Annotated in this window: 25 protein-coding genes and 1 pseudogene; 20 read left to right on the top strand and 6 right to left on the bottom strand. The window is 72.3% G+C overall.

Annotation, left to right across the window (positions count from 1 at the left end; genetic code table 11):
• The first annotated feature begins 70 nt into the window (after positions 1-70).
• Positions 71-577, top strand: a complete 507-nt coding sequence (locus ACFO3J_RS12690; protein ID WP_386429178.1) for an NUDIX domain-containing protein — start codon at positions 71-73, stop codon at positions 575-577.
• 184 nt (positions 578-761) lie between these two features.
• Here ACFO3J_RS12690 and ACFO3J_RS12685 read toward each other — a convergent pair whose 3' ends face one another.
• On the bottom strand, positions 762-1,091 hold the full coding sequence (locus ACFO3J_RS12685) for a hypothetical protein (RefSeq protein WP_386429177.1): 330 nt from the start codon (positions 1,089-1,091) through the stop codon (positions 762-764).
• Positions 1,088-1,462 carry a hypothetical protein gene (locus tag ACFO3J_RS12680; RefSeq protein WP_386429175.1) on the bottom strand — a complete coding sequence of 125 codons (375 nt, stop codon included), beginning with the start codon at positions 1,460-1,462 and terminating at the stop codon, positions 1,088-1,090. The genes ACFO3J_RS12685 and ACFO3J_RS12680 overlap by 4 nt, the downstream gene beginning before the upstream one ends.
• A 94-nt stretch (positions 1,463-1,556) precedes the next feature.
• Between ACFO3J_RS12680 and ACFO3J_RS12675 the strand changes: the two are divergent.
• Positions 1,557-1,721 (top strand): annotated as a pseudogene (locus ACFO3J_RS12675) (pirin family protein); the annotation flags it as partial.
• A gap of 128 nt (positions 1,722-1,849) precedes the next feature.
• Here ACFO3J_RS12675 and ACFO3J_RS12670 read toward each other — a convergent pair.
• Positions 1,850-3,316: a hypothetical protein gene (locus tag ACFO3J_RS12670; RefSeq protein WP_386429173.1), complete on the bottom strand. Its 1,467-nt coding sequence runs from the start codon at positions 3,314-3,316 to the stop codon at positions 1,850-1,852.
• A gap of 107 nt (positions 3,317-3,423) precedes the next feature.
• Between ACFO3J_RS12670 and ACFO3J_RS12665 the strand changes: the two genes are divergently transcribed.
• From ACFO3J_RS12665 to ACFO3J_RS12640, 6 genes are all read left to right on the top strand, one after another.
• Complete coding sequence (locus tag ACFO3J_RS12665; RefSeq protein WP_386429171.1) at positions 3,424-4,713, top strand: molybdopterin-dependent oxidoreductase; 1,290 nt, start codon at positions 3,424-3,426, stop codon at positions 4,711-4,713.
• On the top strand, positions 4,710-5,183 hold the full coding sequence (locus ACFO3J_RS12660) for a hypothetical protein (protein ID WP_386429169.1): 474 nt from the start codon (positions 4,710-4,712) through the stop codon (positions 5,181-5,183). Before ACFO3J_RS12665 ends, ACFO3J_RS12660 begins: the two co-directional genes overlap by 4 nt.
• Before the next feature lie 72 nt (positions 5,184-5,255).
• Positions 5,256-6,335, top strand: a complete 1,080-nt coding sequence (locus ACFO3J_RS12655) for an NAD-dependent epimerase/dehydratase family protein (protein WP_386429167.1) — start codon at positions 5,256-5,258, stop codon at positions 6,333-6,335.
• A 63-nt stretch (positions 6,336-6,398) separates the two neighbouring features.
• On the top strand, positions 6,399-7,142 hold the full coding sequence (locus ACFO3J_RS12650; RefSeq protein ID WP_386429165.1) for a glycosyltransferase family 2 protein: 744 nt from the start codon (positions 6,399-6,401) through the stop codon (positions 7,140-7,142).
• Positions 7,139-7,771, top strand: a complete 633-nt coding sequence (locus ACFO3J_RS12645) for a TIGR04282 family arsenosugar biosynthesis glycosyltransferase (RefSeq protein WP_386429163.1) — start codon at positions 7,139-7,141, stop codon at positions 7,769-7,771. Before ACFO3J_RS12650 ends, ACFO3J_RS12645 begins: the two co-directional genes overlap by 4 nt.
• Entirely contained in the window at positions 7,768-8,460 is a 693-nt protein-coding gene (locus tag ACFO3J_RS12640; protein WP_386429161.1) for a class I SAM-dependent methyltransferase, read from the top strand. Before ACFO3J_RS12645 ends, ACFO3J_RS12640 begins: the two co-directional genes overlap by 4 nt.
• 94 nt (positions 8,461-8,554) lie before the next feature.
• Here the strand turns inward: ACFO3J_RS12640 and ACFO3J_RS12635 are convergent, their stop codons facing one another.
• Together ACFO3J_RS12635 and ACFO3J_RS12630 are read right to left on the bottom strand one after the other, a co-directional pair.
• Positions 8,555-8,770, bottom strand: coding sequence for a hypothetical protein (locus tag ACFO3J_RS12635; protein WP_386429159.1), 216 nt, complete (start codon positions 8,768-8,770; stop codon positions 8,555-8,557).
• Positions 8,767-9,438 carry an RNA polymerase sigma factor gene (locus ACFO3J_RS12630; protein ID WP_386429158.1) on the bottom strand — a complete coding sequence of 224 codons (672 nt, stop codon included), beginning with the start codon at positions 9,436-9,438 and terminating at the stop codon, positions 8,767-8,769. The genes ACFO3J_RS12635 and ACFO3J_RS12630 overlap by 4 nt, the downstream gene beginning before the upstream one ends.
• A gap of 364 nt (positions 9,439-9,802) precedes the next feature.
• Here ACFO3J_RS12630 and ACFO3J_RS12625 point away from each other — a divergent pair, with 364 nt between their 5' ends.
• Entirely contained in the window at positions 9,803-10,906 is a 1,104-nt protein-coding gene (locus ACFO3J_RS12625) for a lactonase family protein (protein ID WP_386429156.1), read from the top strand.
• A 269-nt stretch (positions 10,907-11,175) separates the two neighbouring features.
• On the top strand, positions 11,176-12,360 hold the full coding sequence (locus ACFO3J_RS12620; protein ID WP_386429154.1) for a lactonase family protein: 1,185 nt from the start codon (positions 11,176-11,178) through the stop codon (positions 12,358-12,360).
• A gap of 16 nt (positions 12,361-12,376) precedes the next feature.
• On the opposite strand, the gene ACFO3J_RS12615 is transcribed toward ACFO3J_RS12620, so the two are convergent.
• On the bottom strand, positions 12,377-12,538 hold the full coding sequence (locus ACFO3J_RS12615; RefSeq protein ID WP_386429152.1) for a hypothetical protein: 162 nt from the start codon (positions 12,536-12,538) through the stop codon (positions 12,377-12,379).
• 19 nt (positions 12,539-12,557) lie between these two features.
• Here ACFO3J_RS12615 and ACFO3J_RS12610 point away from each other — a divergent pair, with 19 nt between their 5' ends.
• The 10 genes from ACFO3J_RS12610 to ACFO3J_RS12565 all read left to right on the top strand — a co-directional run bounded on the left by ACFO3J_RS12610 (position 12,558) and on the right by ACFO3J_RS12565 (position 22,497).
• On the top strand, positions 12,558-12,791 hold the full coding sequence (locus ACFO3J_RS12610) for a hypothetical protein (protein ID WP_386429150.1): 234 nt from the start codon (positions 12,558-12,560) through the stop codon (positions 12,789-12,791).
• A gap of 252 nt (positions 12,792-13,043) precedes the next feature.
• Positions 13,044-14,444, top strand: coding sequence for an amino acid permease (locus ACFO3J_RS12605; RefSeq protein ID WP_386429148.1), 1,401 nt, complete (start codon positions 13,044-13,046; stop codon positions 14,442-14,444).
• A 157-nt stretch (positions 14,445-14,601) separates the two neighbouring features.
• On the top strand, positions 14,602-15,612 hold the full coding sequence (locus ACFO3J_RS12600; RefSeq protein WP_386429147.1) for a DUF389 domain-containing protein: 1,011 nt from the start codon (positions 14,602-14,604) through the stop codon (positions 15,610-15,612).
• A gap of 585 nt (positions 15,613-16,197) precedes the next feature.
• Positions 16,198-16,752 (top strand): choice-of-anchor K domain-containing protein, encoded by a 555-nt coding sequence (locus tag ACFO3J_RS12595; protein WP_386429145.1) that lies wholly within the window; start codon positions 16,198-16,200, stop codon positions 16,750-16,752.
• A 111-nt stretch (positions 16,753-16,863) separates the two neighbouring features.
• A complete protein-coding gene (locus ACFO3J_RS12590; protein ID WP_386429143.1) occupies positions 16,864-17,319 on the top strand; it encodes a hypothetical protein in 456 nt (151 codons plus the stop codon).
• A 625-nt stretch (positions 17,320-17,944) separates the two neighbouring features.
• Positions 17,945-18,223 (top strand): acyl carrier protein, encoded by a 279-nt coding sequence (locus tag ACFO3J_RS12585; RefSeq protein WP_386429141.1) that lies wholly within the window; start codon positions 17,945-17,947, stop codon positions 18,221-18,223.
• A 72-nt stretch (positions 18,224-18,295) separates the two neighbouring features.
• Positions 18,296-19,684 (top strand): aminotransferase class III-fold pyridoxal phosphate-dependent enzyme, encoded by a 1,389-nt coding sequence (locus tag ACFO3J_RS12580; RefSeq protein ID WP_386429139.1) that lies wholly within the window; start codon positions 18,296-18,298, stop codon positions 19,682-19,684.
• Positions 19,681-20,217, top strand: coding sequence for an acyl-CoA thioesterase (locus ACFO3J_RS12575; RefSeq protein ID WP_386429138.1), 537 nt, complete (start codon positions 19,681-19,683; stop codon positions 20,215-20,217). Before ACFO3J_RS12580 ends, ACFO3J_RS12575 begins: the two co-directional genes overlap by 4 nt.
• Positions 20,218-20,221: 4 nt before the next feature.
• Positions 20,222-20,677, top strand: coding sequence for a 3-hydroxyacyl-ACP dehydratase FabZ family protein (locus ACFO3J_RS12570; RefSeq protein ID WP_386429136.1), 456 nt, complete (start codon positions 20,222-20,224; stop codon positions 20,675-20,677).
• Complete coding sequence (locus ACFO3J_RS12565) at positions 20,674-22,497, top strand: beta-ketoacyl synthase N-terminal-like domain-containing protein (RefSeq protein ID WP_386429135.1); 1,824 nt, start codon at positions 20,674-20,676, stop codon at positions 22,495-22,497. Before ACFO3J_RS12570 ends, ACFO3J_RS12565 begins: the two co-directional genes overlap by 4 nt.
• Positions 22,498-22,500 lie beyond the last annotated feature (3 nt).

Raw genomic sequence — 22,500 nt, 5'->3', positions numbered from 1 at the left:
ATGACACGCGACGGGCCAGAATGCTGTTGCTCGCCGACATCATCCCGTCGCCCCGCGGAGGCACCCGGCCATGAGGCCCACCCCAGCCGACCCCGAAGCATGGAACGCCTACCTCGCCGAAGGCAACGCCACCCAGGCCCGCAAACGCGTCTCCGCCGACGTCCTCCTCCGCGACGAACAAGGCCGCGTCCTTCTGGTGAAGCCCACCTACAAGCCCGGCTGGGACCTCCCCGGCGGCATGGCCGAAGCCAACGAAGCCCCCGACGACGCCGCCCGCCGCGAACTCCGCGAAGAGCTCGGCCTCGACATCTCCCTCCACGGCCTCCTCGTCATCGACTGGGTCCCACCCCACGGCCCCTGGGACGACCAACTCGCCTTCATCTTCAACGGCGGCACCCTTTCTGCCGAGCGGTTCGCCTTACTACGCCCTGCCGACAACGAACTCTCTGACGCTGAGTTTTTCCCTGTTCGTCAGGCTAAGGACAGGCTCCACGTCCGGATGCGCTCTCGGCTTGACACCGCGCTTGTATCACTGGAAAGCGGCATCCCGGCATACATGCACGCCGAAGCCCTTTGAGAGAGAGTGGTGCTGTACGAAGGCATGTCCCGATCGAAGACCACATGTCAACATCTGCCCGTCTCGCGCGCTGCTAACGACGGCGATGGGTGGTCGGAAGCCGTAGCGCGGCTTGGGAGGCCACGTAGCGCTAGGGGCGGTGACATGTCGGCAGCTCAGCCCGCTGCTGCTGATCGTCTTCAGTTCATACAGGCCACGCGGCGGTGTCAGTGCCACCACAGATGATGGAGCTGTCCCTATGGAGTCCTAGAAAGGAATCTTCACGCACCGGTGGCTCTCCGGCCGTGCGTATCTCGCGGAGCTGCGACGGGGAGGGTATAACCGCACGTTCCGGGTCGTACTGAGGGGGCTTGATGCCTTCCAGAGGGTTGTCGCTGAAGAGCCCCAGGCGGTGGGCGTCGAGGAGGATGGACTTGAGCTTGTCGTAGGCGTTGGACTGGGTCGCCTGCCCGACGCCGCCGCGTTTCATGGTCTGGATGAAGCGGTCGACGACCTTGGGGTCGAAGGTGCTCATCCGGCGGCTGCCGAGGGCGGGGAAGAGGTAATGCTCCAGCAGCGAGTCGAGGTGCCTGAGGGAACTTGCGGCCAGATCGCGTTGGCCGGCCGTCCACTCGTTGTGTACTCCTCGAACCGCATGGCGCCGTATTTCTTGATGCGCTCAGCCCTGGCGTGGTTCGAAGGTGCGGCCCGCTTCTCGGCGTAGACCTCCGTGAGGCGGTCGATGGCTTGGTCCTGTGTCGTGTAGCCGGACTCCTCGGTCTGCTTCCCGGCCGCGTCGCGGTATCGGATCTTGTACTCGTGCGGGCACTTGGACCACCTGGACTCGGGGTGTACGCGGTCCTTGAAGAAGGTGCCCATGCCGCGGGCCAACGCCTTGGTTGCCATGGTCGTGCTGTCTCCTCGGAGGGACCGATGCTGACGGTTTGCTGACCGCCGATGGTCCGCACGTCTCTGACCTGCACCAAGACCGACTAGGTGTGCTATGTGGTGGAACTTCGTCGCCCGCACCGGCGAGGAGATCACCGCGGCGCGCGAGGAGTGGACGGCCGGCTCCCGCTACGGCACCGTCCACGGCTACGACGGCGCCCGCCTGCCGGCCCCGGCCCTCCCGCCGATCCCGCTGAAACCCCGGGGGCGTACCCGCGGCCCGCGCCTTCGTGTTCGCGGACATCCCGGTGACCACGCGGCTGTCCGCCCACCGGCGTCCGGAGCACGCTCGACGGTCCTCGCCGCGACGTGCGGGCGCTTCGGCGCGAGCCGCAGCGCGCCCGGCTACCAGCCGGTCAGCAGCAGGTGGTTGACGAGGAGGGCGACGATCGCCTGGGCGGTGAGCCAGGCGCGGTGGTCGCGGCGGGGGAGGAGGGCGGCGGTGGCCGGGAGCCAGAGGGTGAAGGGGAGCCATATGCGTTCGGTCTCGGCCTTGCTCATGCCGGACAGGTCGGCGGCGAGCACGGCGAGCAGGAAGCCGCAGGGGAGCAGGACGTCCGCCACTGCCCGGCGGTCCGCGCGCTGCCACCAGCCGCGTAGGTCCCTGACCGCCTGGACGGGTCCGCGGTTCCCGTTCCGGACTCCGCCCGGTGCGCCGGCCAGGGTCCTGCGCAGTCCGGCGACGGAGGCGAGCCCGGCCGACACCACCACCGTGGCGAGGTCGCCGAAGAACCAGTAGCTGTACGGCCGTACGCCGCCGTAGCCCTGGTAGTAGCGGGTCCTCAGCAGTCCGTAGGCCTCCCACCAGTCGAAGCCCGCGGCGCTGAACGCGGCGACCACCGTGCCGGCCCCGACCAGCAGGTAGGGGACCGGGCGGGCGGTGCGCGCGCACAGCAGGACCACCAGGCCGGGGACGCACAGCAGGGCCAGGCCGTAGGAGAGGTAGGCCGCCGCCCCGAAGAGCAGACCGCTGCCGACGCCCGCGGCGGCCGTGCCCCAGCGGGAAGTCCGGGTCGCCGCGACGGCGAGCAGCGCCAGGGCCCACGCGGCGACGGCGGCGAAGTAGCCGTCCGCGGAGACGCCCACCCACACCGCGCCCGGAGCGAGTGCCAGGAACGGCGCGGCGGCCCGCGCCCGTTCCTCGCCGGTGAGCAGACGCAGGGTCAGCAGGACAGCGAGGACAAGCGACGTGCCCACGGTCAGGGTGAAGACGGCGGCGGACGCGCCGCCGCCCAGTCCGATCCGGTCCAGGCCGACGTAGGTGAGGACGGCGCCCACCGGATGCCCGGCGACATGGGTGGCCCAGTGATCGGGGGAGTCGGCCAGGATGTGGTCGGTGAAGGTCCGCACCGCCGGGCCGGCGTCGCGGAACCGCGCGACCTCCGTCAGGTACTCGCCGGAGACGGTGAGCCGTCCGGCGACGCCGCGTTGCCAGCCGTCCACCAGGGCCAGCGACCATGTCCACGCCATCGCCGTCCCCCACGCGGACAGCAGCAGCCGGTGCCAGGGCAGCCGGGCGGCGAGTCCCGGTCCGTAACCGATGACAAGCACCGCCACGACCACGGCCAGCGGGGTGCCGGGCCCGGCGTGCGGCCGCCACCACGCCTCCAGCGGCGGCCATGGCGACTTGAGCAGATAGCTGTCGCGCTGCAGCCAGGCCCCGATACCGGCCATGACCAGGAAGAACAGCGCCGCCGCGCCAGCCGCCACCATGTCCGCACGACGCGCCGAAAGGGTTGCCGAGCCGTCGTCGTCGGGCGGGTGCTGGCCGGTGCCGTGCAGCGGCGAGGGGGAGAGGCTCACGCGTCGCACCCTAGGCAGGCGCCGACCGACTCCGCCCGCGCCGCGGCAGGACGTCAGACTTTCGTCATGAGTTGCCGCCCGGGAAGGCTCCCTTCCCGCCCCTAGTGTCCCGAGGCATGAAAGTTCCCTCCCGCCTTCCCGCGGGCCCTTGGCGCAGTCCGCTGCGCGGTCCGTGGCTCACCTCGGTCTTCGGGCTGGTGCTGCTCCTGGGAATCCCGCTGCTGTTCGTCACCGGCCTGCTGTCCTACGCCGCGTACAACCCCGGACTGTCGCCTCTCAACGACAAGACGCCCGGCAAGGGCCTGCTGGGTCTCTATCTGTTCTCCTGGCCCACCCACCCGTACTGGCTGTACCGCCTGACACAGGGGATCCACGTCACGCTCGGTGTGGTGCTGGTCCCGGTGCTGCTGGCCAAGCTCTGGTCGGTGGTACCGAAACTCTTCACACTGCCGCCGGTGCGGTCGCCGGGGCACGCCCTGGACCGGTTGTCGCTGCTGCTCCTCGTCGGGGGCGGGATCTTCGAGTTCGTCACCGGCCTGCTGAACGTACAGCTGGACTACGTCTTCCCGGGGTCGTTCTACCCTCTGCACTTCTACGGTGCGTGGGTCTTCGTGGGGGCGGTGCTCGCCCATGTCGCCCTGCGCATGCCCCAGGTGGTGCGGGCGCTGCGCAGCCGGGACTTCCGCGCGGAACTGCGCACACCGACCTCCCGGACGAAGCCCGAACCGGCCGCCGAGAGCGGCCTGGTCTCCACCCACCCCGCCGAACCCACGATGTCGAGGCGCGGCGCGCTGGGCATGGTCGGCCTCGGCTCATTCGTGCTCTTCCTGGTGACCGCCGGCCAGAGCATCGGCGGACCGCTGCGCGCGACCGCCCTGCTGGCACCGCACGGCCGCCAGCCGGGAGACGGCCCCAACGGCTTCCCGGTCAACAAACCCGCGGCGACCGCACACGTCCGCCCGCAGGACATCGGCGAGAACTGGCGGCTCACCGTCCGCGGCGCGACCGGCCAAAGCGTCACCCTGACCCTCGACCAGCTCCGGCGTCTGCCGCAGCACGGCTCGGCGCTGCCCATCGCCTGCGTCGAGGGATGGTCCACCGAGAACCAGCACTGGCAGGGCGTACGGCTGCGGGACCTCGCCGCGCTGGTGGGCCACGCCATTGACCCGCCAGGGGTGTTCGTCGAGTCCGTGCAGCTCGCCGGGTCCTTCCGGGCCGTCGCGCTGCGCGCCAACCAGGTCCGCGACGGCCGCTCGCTGCTCGCCCTGCGGGTCAACGGCGCCGAATTGTCCCCGGACCACGGCCGGCCCGCCCGGATCGTCGTGCCGGACGCGCCGGGCGTGATGAACACCAAGTGGGTACGCCAATTGACCTTCGGGGCAACGGATTTCGAGGAGCGCGCATGAGACGCCTGTTCCGCGCCGTCTACGGCGAGTCCGTCCTCCACCTGCTGGTGCTGCTCGCCTCCTTCGCCCTGTGCGGCTACGCGCTCACCCGGCTGCTGGCGGGCGACCGGTGGGGCGTGGTGGAGTGGGTCGTCGGCGCCGCGCTGATCCACGACGTGGTGCTGGTGCCGGTGTACGCCGGCACCGACTGGCTGCTGCACAAGGCGTCGCGAGGCGGCCGGCCGGGATCACCGGCGCGGATCGCGGTGGTCAACCACGTCCGTGTCCCCGCGTTCCTGTCGCTGTTGCTGCTGCTCGTCTACTGGCCGCTGATCTCCCAGGACGCCGGGCCGACGTACCGGAACGCCACCCTGCTGTCGCCGGGGGTGTTCCTCGGCCGCTGGCTGCTGATCACCGCCGTGCTCTTCGCCGCCTCCGCCCTGCTCCTGGTGTTCCGCGGGTGGCGGGCGGCTCGTGGGGAGCACAAGTGAGATTCTTACGAACCTGTGGTGTCCGTGGTGGCTGAGGTCCGCCGGACGGCTCGTCACCCTAGGGTCCGATCCATGCGCGTACTTGTCACCGGCGGCGCCGGTTTCATCGGCTCCCACATCGTCGCCGCCCTCGCCGCCCGCGGCCACGAGCCGGTCGTCCTCGACGCTCTGCTGCCCACCGCCCACGCCGTTCCGCCGGCTCGACCGCCCTTCGGGACCGCCGAGTGGATCACCGAGGACGTACGGAACCCCGAGGCCGTCGCCCGTGCGTTGCGCGGCGTCCACGTCGTCTGTCACCAGGCCGCCATGGTGGGACTCGGCAAGGACATCGCCGACACCCCGGCCTATGTCGGGTGCAACGACCTCGGCACCGCGCACCTCCTCGCCGCCATGGCCGGCGCCGGTGTCCAGGATCTGGTGCTCGCCGGATCCATGGTCGTGTACGGGGAGGGCCGTTACGACTGCCCGCGGCACGGAAGGGTGACCCCCGGGCCGCGCGCGGTGGCCGATCTGGACGCCGGGCGCTTCGAACCCCGCTGCCCGCGGTGCGGCGCCGACCTGGTGCCGGGCCTCGTCGACGAGGACGCCCCCCTCGACCCGCGGAATGTCTACGCCGCGACCAAGCTCGCCCAGGAACACCTCGCCGCCTCCTGGGCCCGCGCCACCGGCGGCCGGGCCGTCGCACTGCGCTACCACAACGTGTACGGGCCCGGCATGCCCCGCGACACCCCGTACGCGGGTGTGGCCTCCTTCTTCCGCTCGGCCCTCGCCCGCGGCCGCGCACCCCAGGTCTTCGAGGACGGCGCCCAGCGGCGGGACTTCGTCCATGTGCGGGACGTGGCCGAAGCCAACGTCCTCGCGCTGGAAAGCGTCCGCGACCGCCCGGACGGAGCACTGCGCGCGTACAACACCGGCAGCGACACCCCGCACACCATCGCGGACCTGGCGACCGCCCTCGCGACCGCCCACGGCGGACCGGCCCCCGAAATCACCGGTGCGTACCGGCTCGGAGACGTCCGGCACATCACCGCCACCTCCGGCCGGCTGCGCGCCGAACTCGGCTGGCGGCCCGAAGTGGGCTTCGCCGAAGGCGTCGCCGAGTTCGCCCACGCGGTGCAGCGCGAAGGGGTCCCGGCGGCCGCCGCGCCCTGACCGCCGTCGTCCTCCCGCCGCCTCGTCCGCTCCACCTGAACCCTCGAAACGACTGGATCCCTCGTGAACCCCATCGCCGACGTCGTGCTGCCCTGTCTCGACGAAGCCGAGGCGCTGCCCCGGGTGCTGGAACGTATTCCGCCCGGCTGGCGGGCCGTCGTCGTCGACAACGGCTCCACCGACGGCTCCGCGCGCATCGCGGCCGATCTCGGGGCGACCGTGGTGTACGAACCGCGCCGGGGCTTCGGCGCCGCCTGCCATGCGGGACTCCTGGCCGCCCAGGCCGAGTTCGTGTGCTTCTGCGACTGCGACGCCTCCCTCGACCCCGCGCTGCTGCCCGACTTCGTCGGCCGGATCGCCGCCGGAGGGACCGACCTGGTCCTCGGCCGCCGCCGGCCGGTCGCCCGCGGCGCGTTCCCGCCCCACGCACGCGCCGGGAACATCGCCCTCGCCCGCATGCTGCGCCGTCGTACGGGTCTGCGGTTGCACGACCTCGGACCGCTGCGGGCCGCACGACGCGAGGCCCTGCTCGCCCTCGGCCTGACCGACCGGCGCAGTGGCTATCCCCTGGAAATGGTGGTCAAGGCCGCCGACGCGGGCTGGCGGATCACCGAACGCGACGTCCCCTACCACCCTCGTACCGGCCGCTCCAAGGTCACCGGTACCTGGCGGGGCACCTGGCACGCGGTACGGGACATGCGGGCGGTGCTGGGCGCTCCACCGGTGACCGGCGCGATGCCAGCCGGTGCCACGGATACCGCCGGTGTCACGTCGCCCGTCGCGACAGGGTCGGCGGGTGGCCGGTGACAACACTGATGGTCATCGCCAAGGAACCGCGGCCCGGACGGGTCAAGACACGGCTGACCCCGCCCTACACGCCCGAGGAGGCGGCCGCGCTGGCCGAGGCGTCACTGGCCGACACCCTCGCGGTCGTCGCGGCGAGCCCCGCGCGGCGCCGGCTGCTCGTACTCGACGGGCGTCCCGGCCGCTGGCTGCCGGCCGGCATCGAGGTGTTGCCGCAGACCGGTGGCGGACTCGACGAACGGCTCGCCGCCGCCTTCGCGCTGTGCGACGGCCCGGCGCTGCTCATCGGCATGGACACCCCGCAGATCACCCCCGAACTGCTGCGGCCCGTGCTGCTGCCCGGCGGTGACGATCCGGCGGACGCGTGGTTCGGGCCGGCCGCCGACGGCGGGTTCTGGGCGCTGGGCCTGCGGAGACCGGACCCGAGGCTGCTGCGCGGCGTGCCGATGTCCACCCCGGACACCGGCCGGATTCAGCGCCGTCGGCTCACCGACTCCGGACTGACCGTGTGCGACCTTCCCGAACTGCGCGACGTGGACACCGCGTCCGACGCCGAGGCCGTCGCCGCGCGGGCGCCCGGCAGCCGCTTCGCCGCCGCGGTGGCCAGGTTCGCCCCGGCGGGCGCACGGTGAGCGTCCCCGTCGCGCTGCCCGCGGCCCGGGCCTGGTCGACCGCCGACCCGTACGCGACCGCGCTGCGCAGCGGCCGCGGCCCCCTCTTTCTGCACCGCTCCGACGGCTGGCTGCTCCCACTCGACATCGAACGCTGGTGCGCGGAGCCCGACATGGCCGACCGATCCGTGCTCAGCGCCTGCCAGGGCCCCACGCTCGACATCGGCTGCGGCCCCGGCCGCCTCGTCAGCGCCCTGGCCGGGCAGGGCCTGCCGGCCCTGGGCATCGACGTCAGCCCCGAAGCCGTCCGCCGCACCCGGGCCGCCGGAGGAACCGCCCTGCTCCGCTCGGTCTTCGAGCCCTTGCCCAGGGAGGGCCGCTGGCGGACGGCACTGCTCATCGACGGCAACATCGGCATCGGCGGAGACCCCGTCGCCCTGCTCACCCGGGTGCGCCGCGTGCTGCACCCGCTCGGCAGGCTCATCACCGAGTCGGCGCCTTGCGGTATCGCCGACGACCTCGACGAGCACTCGGAGGTGCGTCTCCACGACGGCGTCGGCGCCCACGGCGTCACCTTCCCCTGGGCCCGGGTCGGGCCCGCCGCCCTCAATCGGCACGCCGCCGCGGCCGGTTGGGTCCGGGAAGCGGCCTGGACCATGGAAGGCCGCCGCTTCGTCCGCCTGCGCGCGCGCCGCTCCGCCGCGCGGTAGGCGGACATCCGACCGGGACATCCGACCGGGACATCCGACCGGGACATCCGACCGGGACATCCGACCGGGACACCGCCGCGCGGCCGCGGCCGGGTCAGCCGCCGACCGCGGCCAGCAGACCCTCGAAGTCCTGCGCGCAGGGGCCGCAGGCGCGCAGGTGGGCCGCGATGCCGGGATAACGCGCCTGCGCGTCATCACCGGCCGCCACCAGGTCGACGTAGATGTGCAGCATCTCCATCGCCTGCTCGCAGCCCACGTCGCGGGGATCGGTGCGCAGGAAACGCTCGATCTGTGCGGTCGCCTCGTTCACGTGTCTTCTCCCTTCCGCTCCAGGTGCCCGCCGGCGACGAGTTGGGCCCGCACCTTGCGCCGCGCGTCGAAGACGGTCTTGTAGATCGCGTTGCGGTTGGTGTTCCATCGCGCCACCAGGGCGTCCAGGGGTATCCCGTCGAGCACCACGGCGACGAAGACCTGGCGCTGGTGCTCGGTGAGCACGTCGTCCACCGCCTGCCGGAAGGCGCGGACCAGTTCGCGCCACTGCGACTCGTGGGCCGGGTCCAGGCCGAGGCGGTCGGGCAGTTGCTCCCAGTCCTCCGTGGCGAGCGCCTCGCCGGGTTTGCGCCAGAAGTGGCGGCCCAGCTTGGAGGAGACCTCCAGGATCACGAAGCGGTAGGCCCACGTGGTGAAGCGGCTGTCCCCCCGGAAGTCCGCCAGCTTGCGGGTGACGGCGAGCAGCGCGTCGGCGGCGGCCTGATGGGCCAGGTCGTCCAGCTCCGGTCCGGTGATCCGCGGGTCGGAGCCCCGGCGGCGCAGCTCGCTCCTGGCGATGCGGAGCAGCACGGCGTGCAGGCGCTCGTACGCCTCCTCACGCGTCCGGGCGGAAGCGTCGCTCAGCGACGCCACCCACGCGGCGGACTCCGGGTCGAGGTCCGCCTTCGCGGTGGCGGTGCCGCCGCCTTCGAGGTCCCTGTGTCCCATGGCGGCCACCGTAACAGCGGCCCGTAACGCCGTTCCCGGAGGACCCGCGCCCCGCGGCTACTACCCGGTGTGCTCCTTCACGTAGCGGACCAGCCCCGCGACGTCCTCGGGTACGAGACCGCCGATGGCGAAGGTCGATTCGAACCTGTCCACCAGGGCGCTGGTCGTCGCCTCGTCGTCCGCGGAGAGCGCGGAGAGCGCGGAGAGCGCGGAGACAGGGCGACATCGTTCGGCCGGGCCGGGCGACTGCGGTGGCCGTAAGAGTTGCGTTATGTAAGAGGTACGTCCCCGCCGGCAGCAGACGAAGTGATGGGGAACGGCGCCCGCCGCCGGCCCCCGGAACCGCCTTCCGAAAGGGACGATCATGACCTCCACCGCACTCCGCGCCGCCGGCCTCCTCACCGCGGCCCTCGCCTCCGCCGCGGTGTTCGCCGGCCCGGCCAGCGCGCACTCCCCGCACAGCGGATCGACGGTGTTCGTCCAGACCGACAATCTCCAGGGCAACACCGTCGTCGCCTACGACCAGACCGCCAGCGGCTCGCTCGACCAGGCGGGTACGTACGCCACCGGCGGGCTCGGCGGCCAGGAGCCCGGCACCGGCCCGGACCACCTGGCCTCCCAGGGCGCGCTGACGTACGACAGCGCGCACCACCTGCTGTACGCGGTGAACGCGGGCAGCGACACCCTCACCGTCTTCGCGGTGGACGGCGACCGGCTGATCCGGCGTCAGGTCGTCTCCTCCGGCGGCGGCTTCCCGGTCAGCGTGGCCGTCCACGGGAACTCCGTCTATGTGCTGAACGCCGATGACGGCGGCTCGGTCCAGGGTTATCTGAGGGTCGGGGGCCTGCTGGTCGAGGTCCCGTCCTGGCACCGCGGCCTCGGCCTTCCCTCGGGCACCACCCCCGGCCAGGTGGGTGTTACTCCGGACGGCGGCAAGCTCGTCGTCACCACCAAGAGCGGCGACAGCATTGATGTCTTCCCGCTCGGCCCGCTCGGTCCCGCAGCCAGGCCCGTGGTGACCGGCACGCCCGGGCAGGGCCCGTTCGGCTTCACCTTCGACGCCGCCGGCCGGGCGGTCGTCACCGAGAGCGCCACCAACTCCGTCGCCACCTTCACCATCGGCCGCGACGCCAAGCTCACCAAGGTGTCCGAGGCGGCCACCGGCCAGGCCGCCACCTGCTGGGTGATCGGCTCCGGCGACCACTTCTACGCCTCCAACGCCGGAAGCGGCACCCTCACCGGGCTCACCGAGAACCGGCACGGCTCGATCAAGGGCGTCGGCGACACCGCCACCGCCGCGGGCACGGTCGACGCGGCCGTCACCTCCGACGGGAAGTTCCTCCACGTCCAGACCGGGGTGGGCGGCGGCGTCGACAGCTTCCGGATCGACTCCGACGGCTCCCTGACGAGGACCGGCACCGTGACCGTGCCGAACGCCGCCGGCGGCGAGGGCATCGTCGCCCTCTGATCCCCTCGGCCGACGCCGGGTGGGCGACACCCACCGTGGAGGGCCGAGGGCAGGAGGGGCGCCGCCGACTGGTGGTGCCCCTCCTGCCGTCGACGGCAGACCCCAGGGCCGTTCGGCGGGGCCGCTCACACCAACGGCGGATGCCGGGCCTGTCGGTCGCGGTCGGCACGCGCCGTCTCCCCGATCCTGACGGCGAGCGGCGCTCCGCCCGGACCGACCGGGCAGGGTCCTGCCACCTCCACGAACCTGCCGCCGCCCGAAGGGGAACGATGAAGCGCGTGCCCACGCTCGTCCGTACCGCCAAGACCGCCGCCACCGTAACGGCTGCGATGGCCGCATTCGCCATTCCGGCCGCGTCCGCGTCCGCCACCGCCACCGCCACCGCCGCCCCGCGAACCGGCGCAACCGGGACAGGGGCAGGGACAGAAGGCCCGGTGTTCGTCCAGACGGACAACACCGCCGGCAACGAGATCGTCGCCTACCGCCGCTCCGCCGACGGCTCCCTCCACCAGCAGGGCACCTTCCCCACCGGAGGCGACGGCGGCATCCTCGACGGCTCGGTCGTCGACCACCTCGCCTCCCAGCATTCCCTGACCTACGACGGCGACCATCACCTGCTCTTCGCCGTCAACGCGGGCAGCGACACCGTCACCGTCTTCTCCGTTGACGGCGACCGGCTCCACCGCGAGCAGGTCATCACCTCCGGCGGCACCTTCCCGGTGAGCGTCACCGTGCACAAGGACGGGGTCTACGTCCTCAACGCCCGTGACGGCGGCTCCATCCAGGGCTACCGGATCACCGAGGGCAAGCGTCTGCAGCGCGTCGCCGACTGGAACCGGCAGCTCCATCTCGACACCGCGACCGCGCCGGAATTCACCCACACCCCCGCCCAGGTGTCCTTCACCCCGGACGGATCCCAGCTCGTCGTCACCACCAAACTGGGCGGCAGCAGCATCGACGTCTTCGGCCTGGGCCCGTCCGGCGCCCCCTCGGCCCGGCCCACCGTCAACACCCAGGAGACCAGGCAGCCCTTCGGCTTCACCTTCGACGGGCAGGGCCGCCTGATCGTCACCGACGGCGTCAACAACGCCGTCCTGACCTTCCGGCTCCAGCCCGACGGCACGACCGTCCAGCTCGACGACGCGCCCACCGGTCAGACGGCCACCTGCTGGGTGGTCCGGGCCGGCGATCACTTCTACGCCTCCAACGCCGGCAGCAGCACCCTCTCCGGATTCCGGCAGCGCCGTGCCTCCCTGGAACCGCTGGGCAACACCCCGACCGGAACGGGAACCGTCGACGCCGCCGTCACCCCCGACGACCACTTCCTCTACGTCCAGACGGGCGGTGCCGGCGCGGTCGACGCCTTCCGCGTCGGCGCCGACGGTTCGCTCACCCCCGTGGGTACCGTCACCGTCCCCGACGCGGTCGGCGGCGAGGGCATCGTCGCCCTCTGACAAGAGGTGACGCGGGTCAGCCGGCGGGAGTGCCCTGGTAGGCCAGGTCGGCCGCGGTCAGGCCTTCCAGGGCCATGCCGAGGGGGACGCCTTCGGCGAGGCGGCGGCCTTCGGCGATGGCCTGGTCCCAGACCACCGGCTTGGTGATGTCGCCGACGCCGGTGTCGGTGCGGGTCATCGCCAGATTCTTGAAGGCGGTGAAGTACGCGGGGTCACTGCTGGGCAGGGGATCTTCTCCGGATTCGCTGATGGGCGGCATGCGGGCCCGGGGCGAGCTGCGCGAGGACGCCGACGCCGGCTTCCTGGCACTGGCCCTGCTCACCGCCCTGCAGGGCGGCTTGCTCATGACCCAGGCCCGACGCGACACCGTCGCCCTGGAAGCCGTGCTGGACGCGATGATCGACCGCATACGCTGCCACGCCACCGCCTGACCCGGCGCTTCGGCGGAACGGCCGGACCGCCGGGCGGGGCGCGGCGGCCGTCGCCGGATTCCAGCAGCTGCTCCACACCAACACGGCAGGCGTTCAGTGCGGGCCGGGCCGGCCCCGGATCGCCGCTCGACAGGTGGGCCTCGCCCGGTGGGGTCGGGCCTCTTCCCGGGGTCGCCTCTGATTGGCTTCGGGAGTCGTCGCACGCCCCAGGGGGACTGCCCCCGGCCTGATCCGGCGCGGAAGGCCTCGTCGATGCACGCTCCCGAGCAGCCGCACGGCGGCGCGACGCGTGCCAGCCCGGCCCCCGCGGCCGGTCCGCGCCGGTCCGTGCTTTTCTTCGCCTTCGCCTTCGCGGTGATCGCCGACCCTGTCTCCTCCGTCGCCTATGCGATCGAGGCCGCTCTGCGGGCCCTGCACGCGGACCTCGCACTCCTGCTGCCGACGATGGCGGTGGTGGTCGGGCTTGTCCTGCTGGTGACCGCGAACTACTGGCAGTTGGTGCGCCGCTTCCCGAAAGGCGGCGGGGCCGCTGCCGCGGCGGGCCGCGCGTTCGGGCCGGGCTGGACGTTCCTGCCGATCGGCGCCCTCGTGGTGGACTTCGTGCTGACCATCGGCGTGTCCATCTCCGCCGCCACCAGCGCCGCCATCGCCCTGGCGGGCGGCTTGAGCGCGCTGCGCATCCCGCTGGCCCTGGTGCTGCTGGTGGTGGTCGCGGGGCTGACCTGGTTCGGGCACGGGGGCCGGCTGCTGTTCGCCGGGATGACGGCGGTCTTCGTCGTGGTGTCCGTCGCCGTCCTCGTGGTCGGCTTCTCCGCCCCGCACACCAGCGGCCACGCCCCCACCTCGACCGACCCCGGCCACTCCGCGGCCCTCGCGGTCGTGCTGGCCTTCCCGGTGGCGATGGCCCTGGCCACCGGCATCGAAGCACCGTCCACCGCGATCGCCCAGCTCGGTCAGCTCGACGACACCTACCGGCGGCGCTTCGGCCGCGGCACCCTGGCCCTGCTGGTCGTCATCGTCGGCGGCCTGACCCTGGCCCTGACCGCCCTGTCGGTCCGACTCCACGTCGGGCTGCCCGGCAGGGACTCCACCCAGATCGCCGACATCGCCCACGCCGCAGCCGGCCCCGGCTGGCTCTACGGAGCGTTCCAGGTGACCAGCGGCCTGCTGCTGCTCGCCGCCGCCAGCTCCTCCTTCCAGGCCGGACCCGGCCTGATGAAAGCCCTGGCCGGCACCAACGCCCGGCCCGGAGTGCTGCCACCGCTCTTGGGCCGGATCAACAGCCACCACACCCCGTACTGGTCCGTCGTCCTCTACCTCGTCGCAGCCGCAGCCGTCATCCTGGCGGGCGGCGGACACGAGCAGCGCCTCGTCCTCTTCTACGCGGTTGCCGTCTTCGTCAGCTTCCTCATCGGATTGCTCGCCATGACCCGCTTCGCCCATGCCGAACGCAAACCGGGCCCGACACTCAGCAACGGCCTGGCCGCGGTCGCGGTGGCGTTCACCCTGGTGGTCAATCTCCTGCGGGGCTGGCCGGTGGTCTCCCTGCTCGCCACACTGCTGATCGCCGCGGCCCTCCACCTCCGCTGGACCCGCGCCGGGCGTCCCGGCGGCATCGAACACGTCGAAGCCGAGGCCCATCCGGAACGCTGATGCCATGGGGGTCCGGCCGGTGGTCGGTACGGCGGACTCCGGTCGTCCCCGACCGCGGGAGACCCCACGGTGATCGCGGTTTGCGTAGGCTCTGACCCCGGCGCCCGCGCACGGTGGGCGCCCGGCTCGACGACGACCCCACCGGAGGCGGCCCCCAGTGCTCCATCTGCGGCTGATCGTCCCGACGGACCTCACCGACGAGGTGACCGAGCACATCTCCGCCGCCGTCGGAGCGACCCACCTGACGGTCGTCAGGGGCGCCGCCCTGGATCCGGTCGGAGATCTGGTCACCGCCGACGTCGCCCGTGAGGCCGCCGACACCCTGCTGGCCGAACTGCGCGGGCTCGGCATCGATCGACGCGGATCGATCTCCCTGGATTCCATCGATCTGTCCCTGTCCGGCAGCGCTGACGCGGCGGAGAAGGCCGCCCCCGGTGACGGAGCGGACGCCGTGCTCTGGGAGTCGATGACAGAACTGACCCACGAGGAATCCACCCTCAGCGTCACCTACATCGCCTTCCTTACGTTGGCCACCATGCTCGCCGCCTACGGGGTGATGCTGGACAGCGCCATCCTGATCGTCGGCGCGATGGTGGTGGGACCGGAGTTCGGACCCCTGGCGGGCTTCTGCACCGGGCTGATCCAGCGGCAACGCCGGCTGATCCTCCGCTCGTCGACCGCCCTGCTGATCGGCTTCCCCGCGGCGATGGCCGCCACCGGCGCCTTCGGCGCGCTCATGGATGTCCTCGGACTCTTCAGCCACGCGCGCTTCGACGCCCCGCACCCGGCAACCCAGTTCATCTGGCAGCCCACGGCCGACTCCTTCGTGGTCGCCTTCCTCGCCGGCATCGCCGGCATGCTCTCCCTCACCTCGGCCAAGTCCGGCGCGCTGGTCGGCGTGGCGATCTCGGTGACCACCGTGCCCGCCGCGGCGGACGCCGCGCTGGCCCTGTCCTACGGCGCCTGGCACCAGGCGTTCACCTCCAGCGGGCAGTTGGCGCTCAACCTGGCCGGCATCGTCGTGGCGGGCAGTCTCACGCTGCTCGCCCAGAAAGTGTTCTGGGCCCGTCGCACCGACCGGGACCGCGTCTCCGGGAGCCGCCGGACGAGGGAGCGGCTGTCGCACCCGAAGACGGCTGCGGATCGGCAGACCGGGGTGGTCCGCTAGCGCGGCGCCCCGCGCGCCGATCCCGGTCGCGGGGCGGAGGCTCGTGAGGGCTCGCGCAGGGACGAGGGCGAGGCCGCGGCGGGGGAGACGGGCCGAGTTCGACGGTGCCGCTTCCGTCGGCGCGAGGACCAGGACGTCGCCCCGCGCGAAGGTGATCCCGGTGAGCACCGCCCGGGCCACCCGGCCGCTGCCCGGGGTCGCGGGTGACGGACCCGATGCGGCCGGCCGGGACCCGGACGGTCCGGCCGTCGGGAGTCAGCAGCGCGCGGTCCCGCCCCGCGCACTGCGCCGGGACGGCCGCGGGCACCGCCAGGGACAGCGCTCGGGCGTGGGCGGTTCGCTCGCCGTCAGCCGGGAGGAACAGTGTCGCGCGCCGCGGCCAGGGAAACCGGCGTTCCGGGAGTAACGGCCCGTCGAGTGGCTCAAAGGGCGGCCTTGCGCGGGGTGCCGGATACCCCCGAGTCTGGTGCGAAACGGACGGGGCGAAGGGGACGGCGGGGGCGTATCGGACGGTGGGCGTCAACCCGCGGAAGCGGCCAGGTAGACAACTCGTCCAGCGATGCCACGGGAAAGGGTGCTATCACCATGCCTGAAATCAGCATCAGCGGTGTCTGGCAGAACGTGCAGGGCCCGTCGGACCTTTCGTCCTTCCGGGGACTGGGAACCGGCAGTATCACCTGGGGCCAGGCGGCGGAAACCGACACCAGCTCCTACGAGTTCGAGGGCGGTACCAACAACGTCGACGTCGACGGGGCCGCATGGGTGCTGGGCACCTTCACCCACCACAATTACCCCATCATCACACCGTTCGAGCGGTTCACGGTGGATCTGTACATCACGGCGAGCGTCGCCAACGGACCGACGCGCGACCTGACCATCACCTTCGACCACTACGAGTCGCCCAACCGGGGCCCCGAGGCGGCCCAGGCGGACGAAGTCACGGTGCGCCCCCTCAGCGCGGAGGACAAGTGGAGGGCCCTGCGCTTCGTGAAGATCGGGGGAGTCGAGTCCGACATGATCTTCGAGGGCTTCTACTCGCACGACACCCAGGTCCTCAACCAGAAGTACCGCAGCCCCGAGGGCAAGAGCAACAGGGCGGACCTGCACGTCCGGCTGGCGCGGTACAACGGCCCGCGGTAGTCGCCGGGGGGAAAGCAGGCGCCGGAACGCCCGCGGAACGCCGAACGCCGAACGCCGAACACCGAATCCGGACAGCGATGGGGCCACGCCATGGTGGAAATGATCCAAAAGGTGACCGTCACGCTCCAGACGAGTACGCAGGAGGCCGGCTTCGAGATCCTCTACCGGACCGCCGAGACCCTGCCGGACAGCAGGGTCTTCCTCGGCCTGGCCGGCCGCGAGTTCCGCTGCTCGACAGGTGAGGGCAGAAAGCTGCTGGCAGGCTCGATCGAGACCTTCGTCTTCGGACGTGACGCCAATGTCGCGTCGGCCGCCGCCAATGACCCGGCGCACCGCACGATGGCGGACGTCCGTGCCTACCCCGTCTACATCCGCTTCGAGCCCGTGCCCAACGCGAGCGACCCTCAGGAGGACGACTGGTGCCTGGAGCATGTGCGGCTCGCCGTCGAGGGGACCGAGGGCAGCAGGGTCGACCTCACCGGGCTGGAGGGACCGGAGCGGCTCTTCATGGGGAGCGACGGCGGACACTTCCTCCACCTCCAACCCGCCGCGACCCCGACCTGGTAGGGGCCATTCCACTGCGGCGACTCGAAGCCGCGAACAACCGCGTTCGACGGTTCACGGAGGAAAACAAGCAGCTCCGTGAGCAACTCGTCCGTCCCCGGGCGAACAATGCGCCCGCGGCGCGGCAGACATCGGGGTGGCCGAATACCGGGATCGTTCCTGCCGATACGTCTGGCCGGCCGGTGGGTCACTCGAAGATTGGGCCAAAGACAATGTGCACGGCCCGTGCCCCGGCCATCCATGGCGTAATCGCGGCGTTCCGGTCGCCGCCCGCCGCAGGCCCGCCGCGGTGCCGTCAACTGCGCGGGGAGGTTCCGACGTGATCTCGTGGGGAGTTCCGTGCGAATTCGCGAGGCGGCGAGTCTCGGTCAATGCGACCGGCGCTCCTTGTCCTGGGACCCGGGTTCGCGTTGAATCTGGGCCGTGACACTCACGTGCCGCAAGAGGCGTCCGTGGCCGTTCCGGCCACTGTCCATCGCCCTTGTTTGCGCGCGGTAATCCCATACCCCCGACCGACCGTTTTCTGAAAGGCGATGCGAGCCGGCGGACATTTGTGCTTCCGCCGCTGTCCGCGCTGCGCCGTGCCGCGTCGCTGTTTGTCCCCGGTCCATCGAACAGGAGGACTTCCGTGAATGTGGTGCCGACCATCAAGACAATGCTCGCCTCCGAGCTCATGGTCGAGATTCCCCTTGAGCAGATGAGGATGGACGACAGCCTGCGGGACGCTTTCGGCCTCGACTCGCTCGGATTCGTGGAGCTGCGGGTCCTGTGCGAGCAGGCGTTCGACGTCGTCATCTCCGACGACGACTTCTCTCCGGAGAACTTCAGCACTCTCGGAGAAGTCGTCGGCCTCGTCGAGCGGTTGATCAAGGAGCAGGAGAACACGAACGCCCAGCCCACCGGCTGACACGGCGGGACACGTCCGCGTCAGCGGGCCACCGGACGACCAGCCAGCCACTTCGCCAGGGACGGAGAAGCCATGTCCGCGCCAGTCGGTTCCCGGCTCACCGAGGCAGAACTCGACCAACTGCAGCAGAGCCAGCACACGCACTACAACCACTACGACCGGCCGCCCCTGCCGTTCGCCTGCCTGAGCGCCCGGGGCATCGCCATGGAGGCGGTCGAACTCACCGGCCCGCACAGGGGCGAGACGTTCACCCTCTACGACGCCAGCGGCGGCTACGGCAGCGCCTGCCTGGGCGCGGGCAACGACCTCGTGGGGCGCTCGCTGCAAAGGGCGGTCGCCGCGAGCGGCTACGTCACCGACGAGATCGCCTCGCTGGAGCGCGCCCGTCTGCTGGACCGCCTGTTCGGCGCCGAGGGGCGATGGTCGGATCGCTTCCCGGCCGAGGACTATCACGTCGCCGGCCGCAACTCCGGCTCCGAGGGCCTGGAACTGGCGCTGCGGCTCGTCCTCGAATCGCGCTTCGACATCAGGCGGCTGCGCCATCGGCCCGGCCGGGAGAAGCGCGACACCATCCTCGCCTTCGAGGGTGCCTGGCACGGGTGGACCCAGGGCCTGCTGCCGCTCCTCAACCGGCGCCACTACCGCGTGGGCCTGCCCGGGCTCGCTCCCGGGGAGGACTACGGCGTGCGCGTGGAGCACATCCCCTTCGGTGACGCGGACGCGCTGGACGAGTACGTCGCCGCCAACGCCGACCGTCTGCTCGCCGTCGTCGTCGAACCCGTCCAGGGAGACGCCGGGATCCTGCTGCCCCCGCCCGGCTACCTGCGGCACCTCGCCCGGCTGTGCGCCGACAGCCGGGCCTGGCTGGTCGCCGACGAGGTGCTGACCTTCGCGAAGACCGGCCGGTGGTTCGGCATGCACGACGAGGACGGGCCGGTCCCCACCGACGTCACCGTGATCGGGAAGAGCCTCGGTATGGGCGCCCTGTCCACGTCCATGGTCATCGCCCGACGCGAACTGCGCGCCCGCGCCACCGGCACCATCTCCACCTCCGACCTGCGCCCGCTGACCTCCACCGTGATCCACGACGGCCTCGGCCACATCGAGAACACCGGGCTGCTGGAGCACTCACGGCGGCTCGGCTCGCGGCTGACCGAGACGCTGCGCGCGCTCGTCCAGCGCTTCCCGGACGTCTACACCGACTCGCGCGGCCTGGGGGTCATGCACGGCGTGGAACTGTCCGGGGCCGCCGCGGCGCGACTGGACGCGCTGCGCACCCATGTGCTCAGGGCCGGGGTCTACGTCGAGTTCATGGCCGGCGCGGGGAAGCGTTCGCGCGGCCTGCGCTACGTGCACCCGACCATGCGGATCGCCCCGCCGCTGATCACCACGGAGGCGGAGGCCGACGAGATCGTCGAGCGGCTGGGCGAGGGCACGCGACGGTTCCAGGAGACGCTGTGACCCGCACCGACGGCGCCGGCCCTCCGACGGAGCGGCGCCGCGTCGAGCACGTCGACACCGACGCCTCCGGAGTCGTCCACTTCTCCCGCTACGTCTCCCTCATGGAGACCGTCGTGCTCGACCATCTGGAGGAACAGGGCGCGGGGCTGGCCCGGTTCGGCGAACTCGGCGCGGACCTCGCCGTCGTCGACCTCCAGGTGCGCTACAGCAGACCGGCCGTCTACCGCGACCTGCTCGTCGGCGAGGCCGCCGTGGAACACGTCAGCGGCGCCCGGATCCGGGTGGCCGCCGTGCTCCTGCGGGAGGCGGCGGACGGGTCGCGCACCGAACTGACCTCCGGCACCATCACCTTCGCGGCCGTGAGTCCGGCGACCGGCGCCGCGGTGCCGATCCCGCCCACCATCCGCCAGACGCTGAGGGGAACCCCCGCACATGCACCTCGACACGACAGCGCAGCGGACACCGCAGCCGGCACCGCCCGTGTCCCCGGGGCAGGAACGACCGGAGCCGCCGGAGGAGCAGCCGCCCGCTGACCGCATGCTCGGTTTCTCGGAGATCAAGACGTGGCTGCGCCACCGCCATCCGATGATCTACATCGACCGGATCGTCGACCACGAGCCCGGGGTGTTCCTCAAGAGTCTGCTGTCGGTGTCCGGCAACCTCGACGCCATCGCCGGCCACTTCCCCGAGCGGGCGGTCTACCCGGGCAGTCACCTGATGCAGGCCTTCGCCCAGTCCGGGATCATCCTCTACCAGATGAGCACCCGTCGGCTCGAGGACGACGAGCTGACCCTGATCGGTTCGGTCAGGTCGCGGTTCACCGCGCCCGTGGTCCCGGGCGACCAGGTGGTCTTCGACGTCCGCGCCGACCGGTTGGCCGGCACGACGTTCTTCTTCTCGGCAAACGCGACCGTCGACGGCAAGAAGGTCGCGGCGTTCCGCGGCACCCTGACCCGGAGGAACGTCGCTGACCTCGGTCGGCAGCTGTGGTGAGCCCCGGCCCGGCCGTCGTCACCGGCATGGCCTGGTCGACGCCGCTCGGCGACGACCTCCACGAGGTGTGGGAGCGGCTGTGCTCGGGTTCGTCCGGCGTGGCGCCCGTACCGTCGCCGTACCGGCTGCGCACCGAACTCGCCGCCGTGGTCCCGGCTCCGGCCTACCGGCCCGGGGGAGCGGAGGCGTGGGAACGGCAGGTCGCCCTCGCGGCGCGCACCATGGCGGCGGCGCTGAAGGACGCGGGCCTGTCCGCCGACGACCCGCGGCTGACCCTGGTGCTGGGCACGAGCTTCGGCGCCCAACTCGACAGCGTGCTGGACCCGCCGGAGGACTGGGCGGCGGCCGCGGCCCGGCAGCTCGGCCACCTCGGGCGGCCGATGGTGGTCAGCACGGCCTGCTCGGCCGGGTCGGACAGCCTGCTGGTCGCCGAGGCGCTGATCCGCGGCGCCGACGACGAACGGATCTTCCTGACCGGCGGGGTCGACGTACTGACCGAGGCCAAGCGGCTCGGCCACTCCGCGCTCGGCACGATGAGCCGCAGCGGGCTGCGGGCGTTCGACGTGGACCGTGACGGGATGATCCTCGGCGAGGGCGCCGGATTCCTGGTCCTGGAGGCCGCCCCCGGGGCCCGCCGCCGGGGCGCCAGGGCCTACGCGACCTTGCGGGGCACCGGTTCGGCCAACGACGCCTTCGGGCTGACCGCGCCCGATCCGTCGGGAAGCAGCGTCACCGCTTCGGTGCGCCGCAGCCTGGCCGGATCGGGCACCGAACCCGGCGAGGTGTCTGTGATCAGCGCGCACGGTACCGGCACCCCGCTCAACGACGAGGTCGAGGCGGCCGGCCTGCAGCGGCTGTTCGGCGGCGGCTCCGACCCCGTCGTCTTCGCCACGAAGGGGGCGCTCGGCCACAGCCTCGGCGCCACCGGGGCCATCGAGGCGGTGGCCACCGTGCTCGCCCTGCGCGAGGGGCGCGTACCCCCGATCACCGGGCTCGGGTCACCGCTGCCGGGACTGACCCTGCGCCTCCCGGCCGGGCAGGGGGGACCGGTCCACGGCACGGCGGGCATCAGTCTCACGCTGGGGTTCGGCGGCTTCAACACCTGCCTGCTGTTCACCGAGGCGCCGGCCGACGTCCCGGCCGACGTCCCGGCCGCGCCCGGCCGTCCGCTGCGGGCACCGGGCGTGGCCGGCGGCCGTCCGCCGGCGCCGCTGTCGGTGGTCGGGCACGCCCGCCTGACCGTCGCCGATCCGGAGTCCCGCACGCGCAACAGGACGTCCTTCTACGCCGACCCGCTCGCCTGGCTGATCGTCTCCGCAGTCGAGGAGGCGATCGCCCCCTGCCGCGAGGACGTCCTGGCGGAGCCCGGGGAAGTGGCGGTACTGGTCACGGCCGACGACACGGCGCTGCCCACGCACCGCCGGATCGCCCAGGGGACGACCGGGGGCCGGGTGTCGCCGCTGCGGTTCGCCGGCTCCAACCCCGGCATCCTGGCCGGGCTCACCTGCAGCACCCTCGGGCTGCGCGGCCCCTCGCTGGTGCTCTCGCTCGATCCGGACGACGCCGCGGACACCGCGCGAACGGTGGCCGCGGACTGGCTGCGCGCCGGCAAGGCCAGCTATGTGCTGTGGGCGGCGCACCGGCGGGACGACGACTCCCACACCGCGGGCTGCGTCGTCTTCCGGGCCGCCGTCCCGGCCGACGACCCCGCCGGCGGGCCGGCCGGGGACCCGGCGCACGGCAGGGCCGCCGACGGCGCGGCGCCCGCCCGGGAACCACTCACCGAACCGTTGGCCGCCACCGTGGCGCGGCGGGTTTGAAGG

Source organism: Streptomyces polygonati (genome assembly GCF_042650325.1).
Taxonomy (GTDB): domain Bacteria; phylum Actinomycetota; class Actinomycetes; order Streptomycetales; family Streptomycetaceae; genus Actinacidiphila; species Actinacidiphila polygonati.
Note: the sequence above shows the minus strand (reverse complement) of the source record. Positions and strands in the feature narration are given on the sequence as shown.

Excerpts from the sequence above, each read along its gene's own strand:
- ACFO3J_RS12690 (WP_386429178.1), top strand. The coding sequence starts at position 71 with ATGAGGCCCACCCCAGCCGACCCCGAAGCATGGAACGCCTACCTCGCC.
- ACFO3J_RS12685 (WP_386429177.1), bottom strand. The coding sequence starts at position 1,091 with ATGAGCACCTTCGACCCCAAGGTCGTCGACCGCTTCATCCAGACCATG.
- ACFO3J_RS12680 (WP_386429175.1), bottom strand. The coding sequence starts at position 1,462 with ATGGCAACCAAGGCGTTGGCCCGCGGCATGGGCACCTTCTTCAAGGAC.
- ACFO3J_RS12665 (WP_386429171.1), top strand. The coding sequence starts at position 3,424 with ATGAAAGTTCCCTCCCGCCTTCCCGCGGGCCCTTGGCGCAGTCCGCTG.
- ACFO3J_RS12660 (WP_386429169.1), top strand. The coding sequence starts at position 4,710 with ATGAGACGCCTGTTCCGCGCCGTCTACGGCGAGTCCGTCCTCCACCTG.
- ACFO3J_RS12655 (WP_386429167.1), top strand. The coding sequence starts at position 5,256 with ATGCGCGTACTTGTCACCGGCGGCGCCGGTTTCATCGGCTCCCACATC.
- ACFO3J_RS12630 (WP_386429158.1), bottom strand. The coding sequence starts at position 9,438 with ATGGGACACAGGGACCTCGAAGGCGGCGGCACCGCCACCGCGAAGGCG.
- ACFO3J_RS12625 (WP_386429156.1), top strand. The coding sequence starts at position 9,803 with ATGACCTCCACCGCACTCCGCGCCGCCGGCCTCCTCACCGCGGCCCTC.
- ACFO3J_RS12620 (WP_386429154.1), top strand. The coding sequence starts at position 11,176 with ATGAAGCGCGTGCCCACGCTCGTCCGTACCGCCAAGACCGCCGCCACC.
- ACFO3J_RS12615 (WP_386429152.1), bottom strand. The coding sequence starts at position 12,538 with ATGACCCGCACCGACACCGGCGTCGGCGACATCACCAAGCCGGTGGTC.
- ACFO3J_RS12605 (WP_386429148.1), top strand. The coding sequence starts at position 13,044 with ATGCACGCTCCCGAGCAGCCGCACGGCGGCGCGACGCGTGCCAGCCCG.
- ACFO3J_RS12595 (WP_386429145.1), top strand. The coding sequence starts at position 16,198 with ATGCCTGAAATCAGCATCAGCGGTGTCTGGCAGAACGTGCAGGGCCCG.
- ACFO3J_RS12580 (WP_386429139.1), top strand. The coding sequence starts at position 18,296 with ATGTCCGCGCCAGTCGGTTCCCGGCTCACCGAGGCAGAACTCGACCAA.
- ACFO3J_RS12570 (WP_386429136.1), top strand. The coding sequence starts at position 20,222 with ATGCTCGGTTTCTCGGAGATCAAGACGTGGCTGCGCCACCGCCATCCG.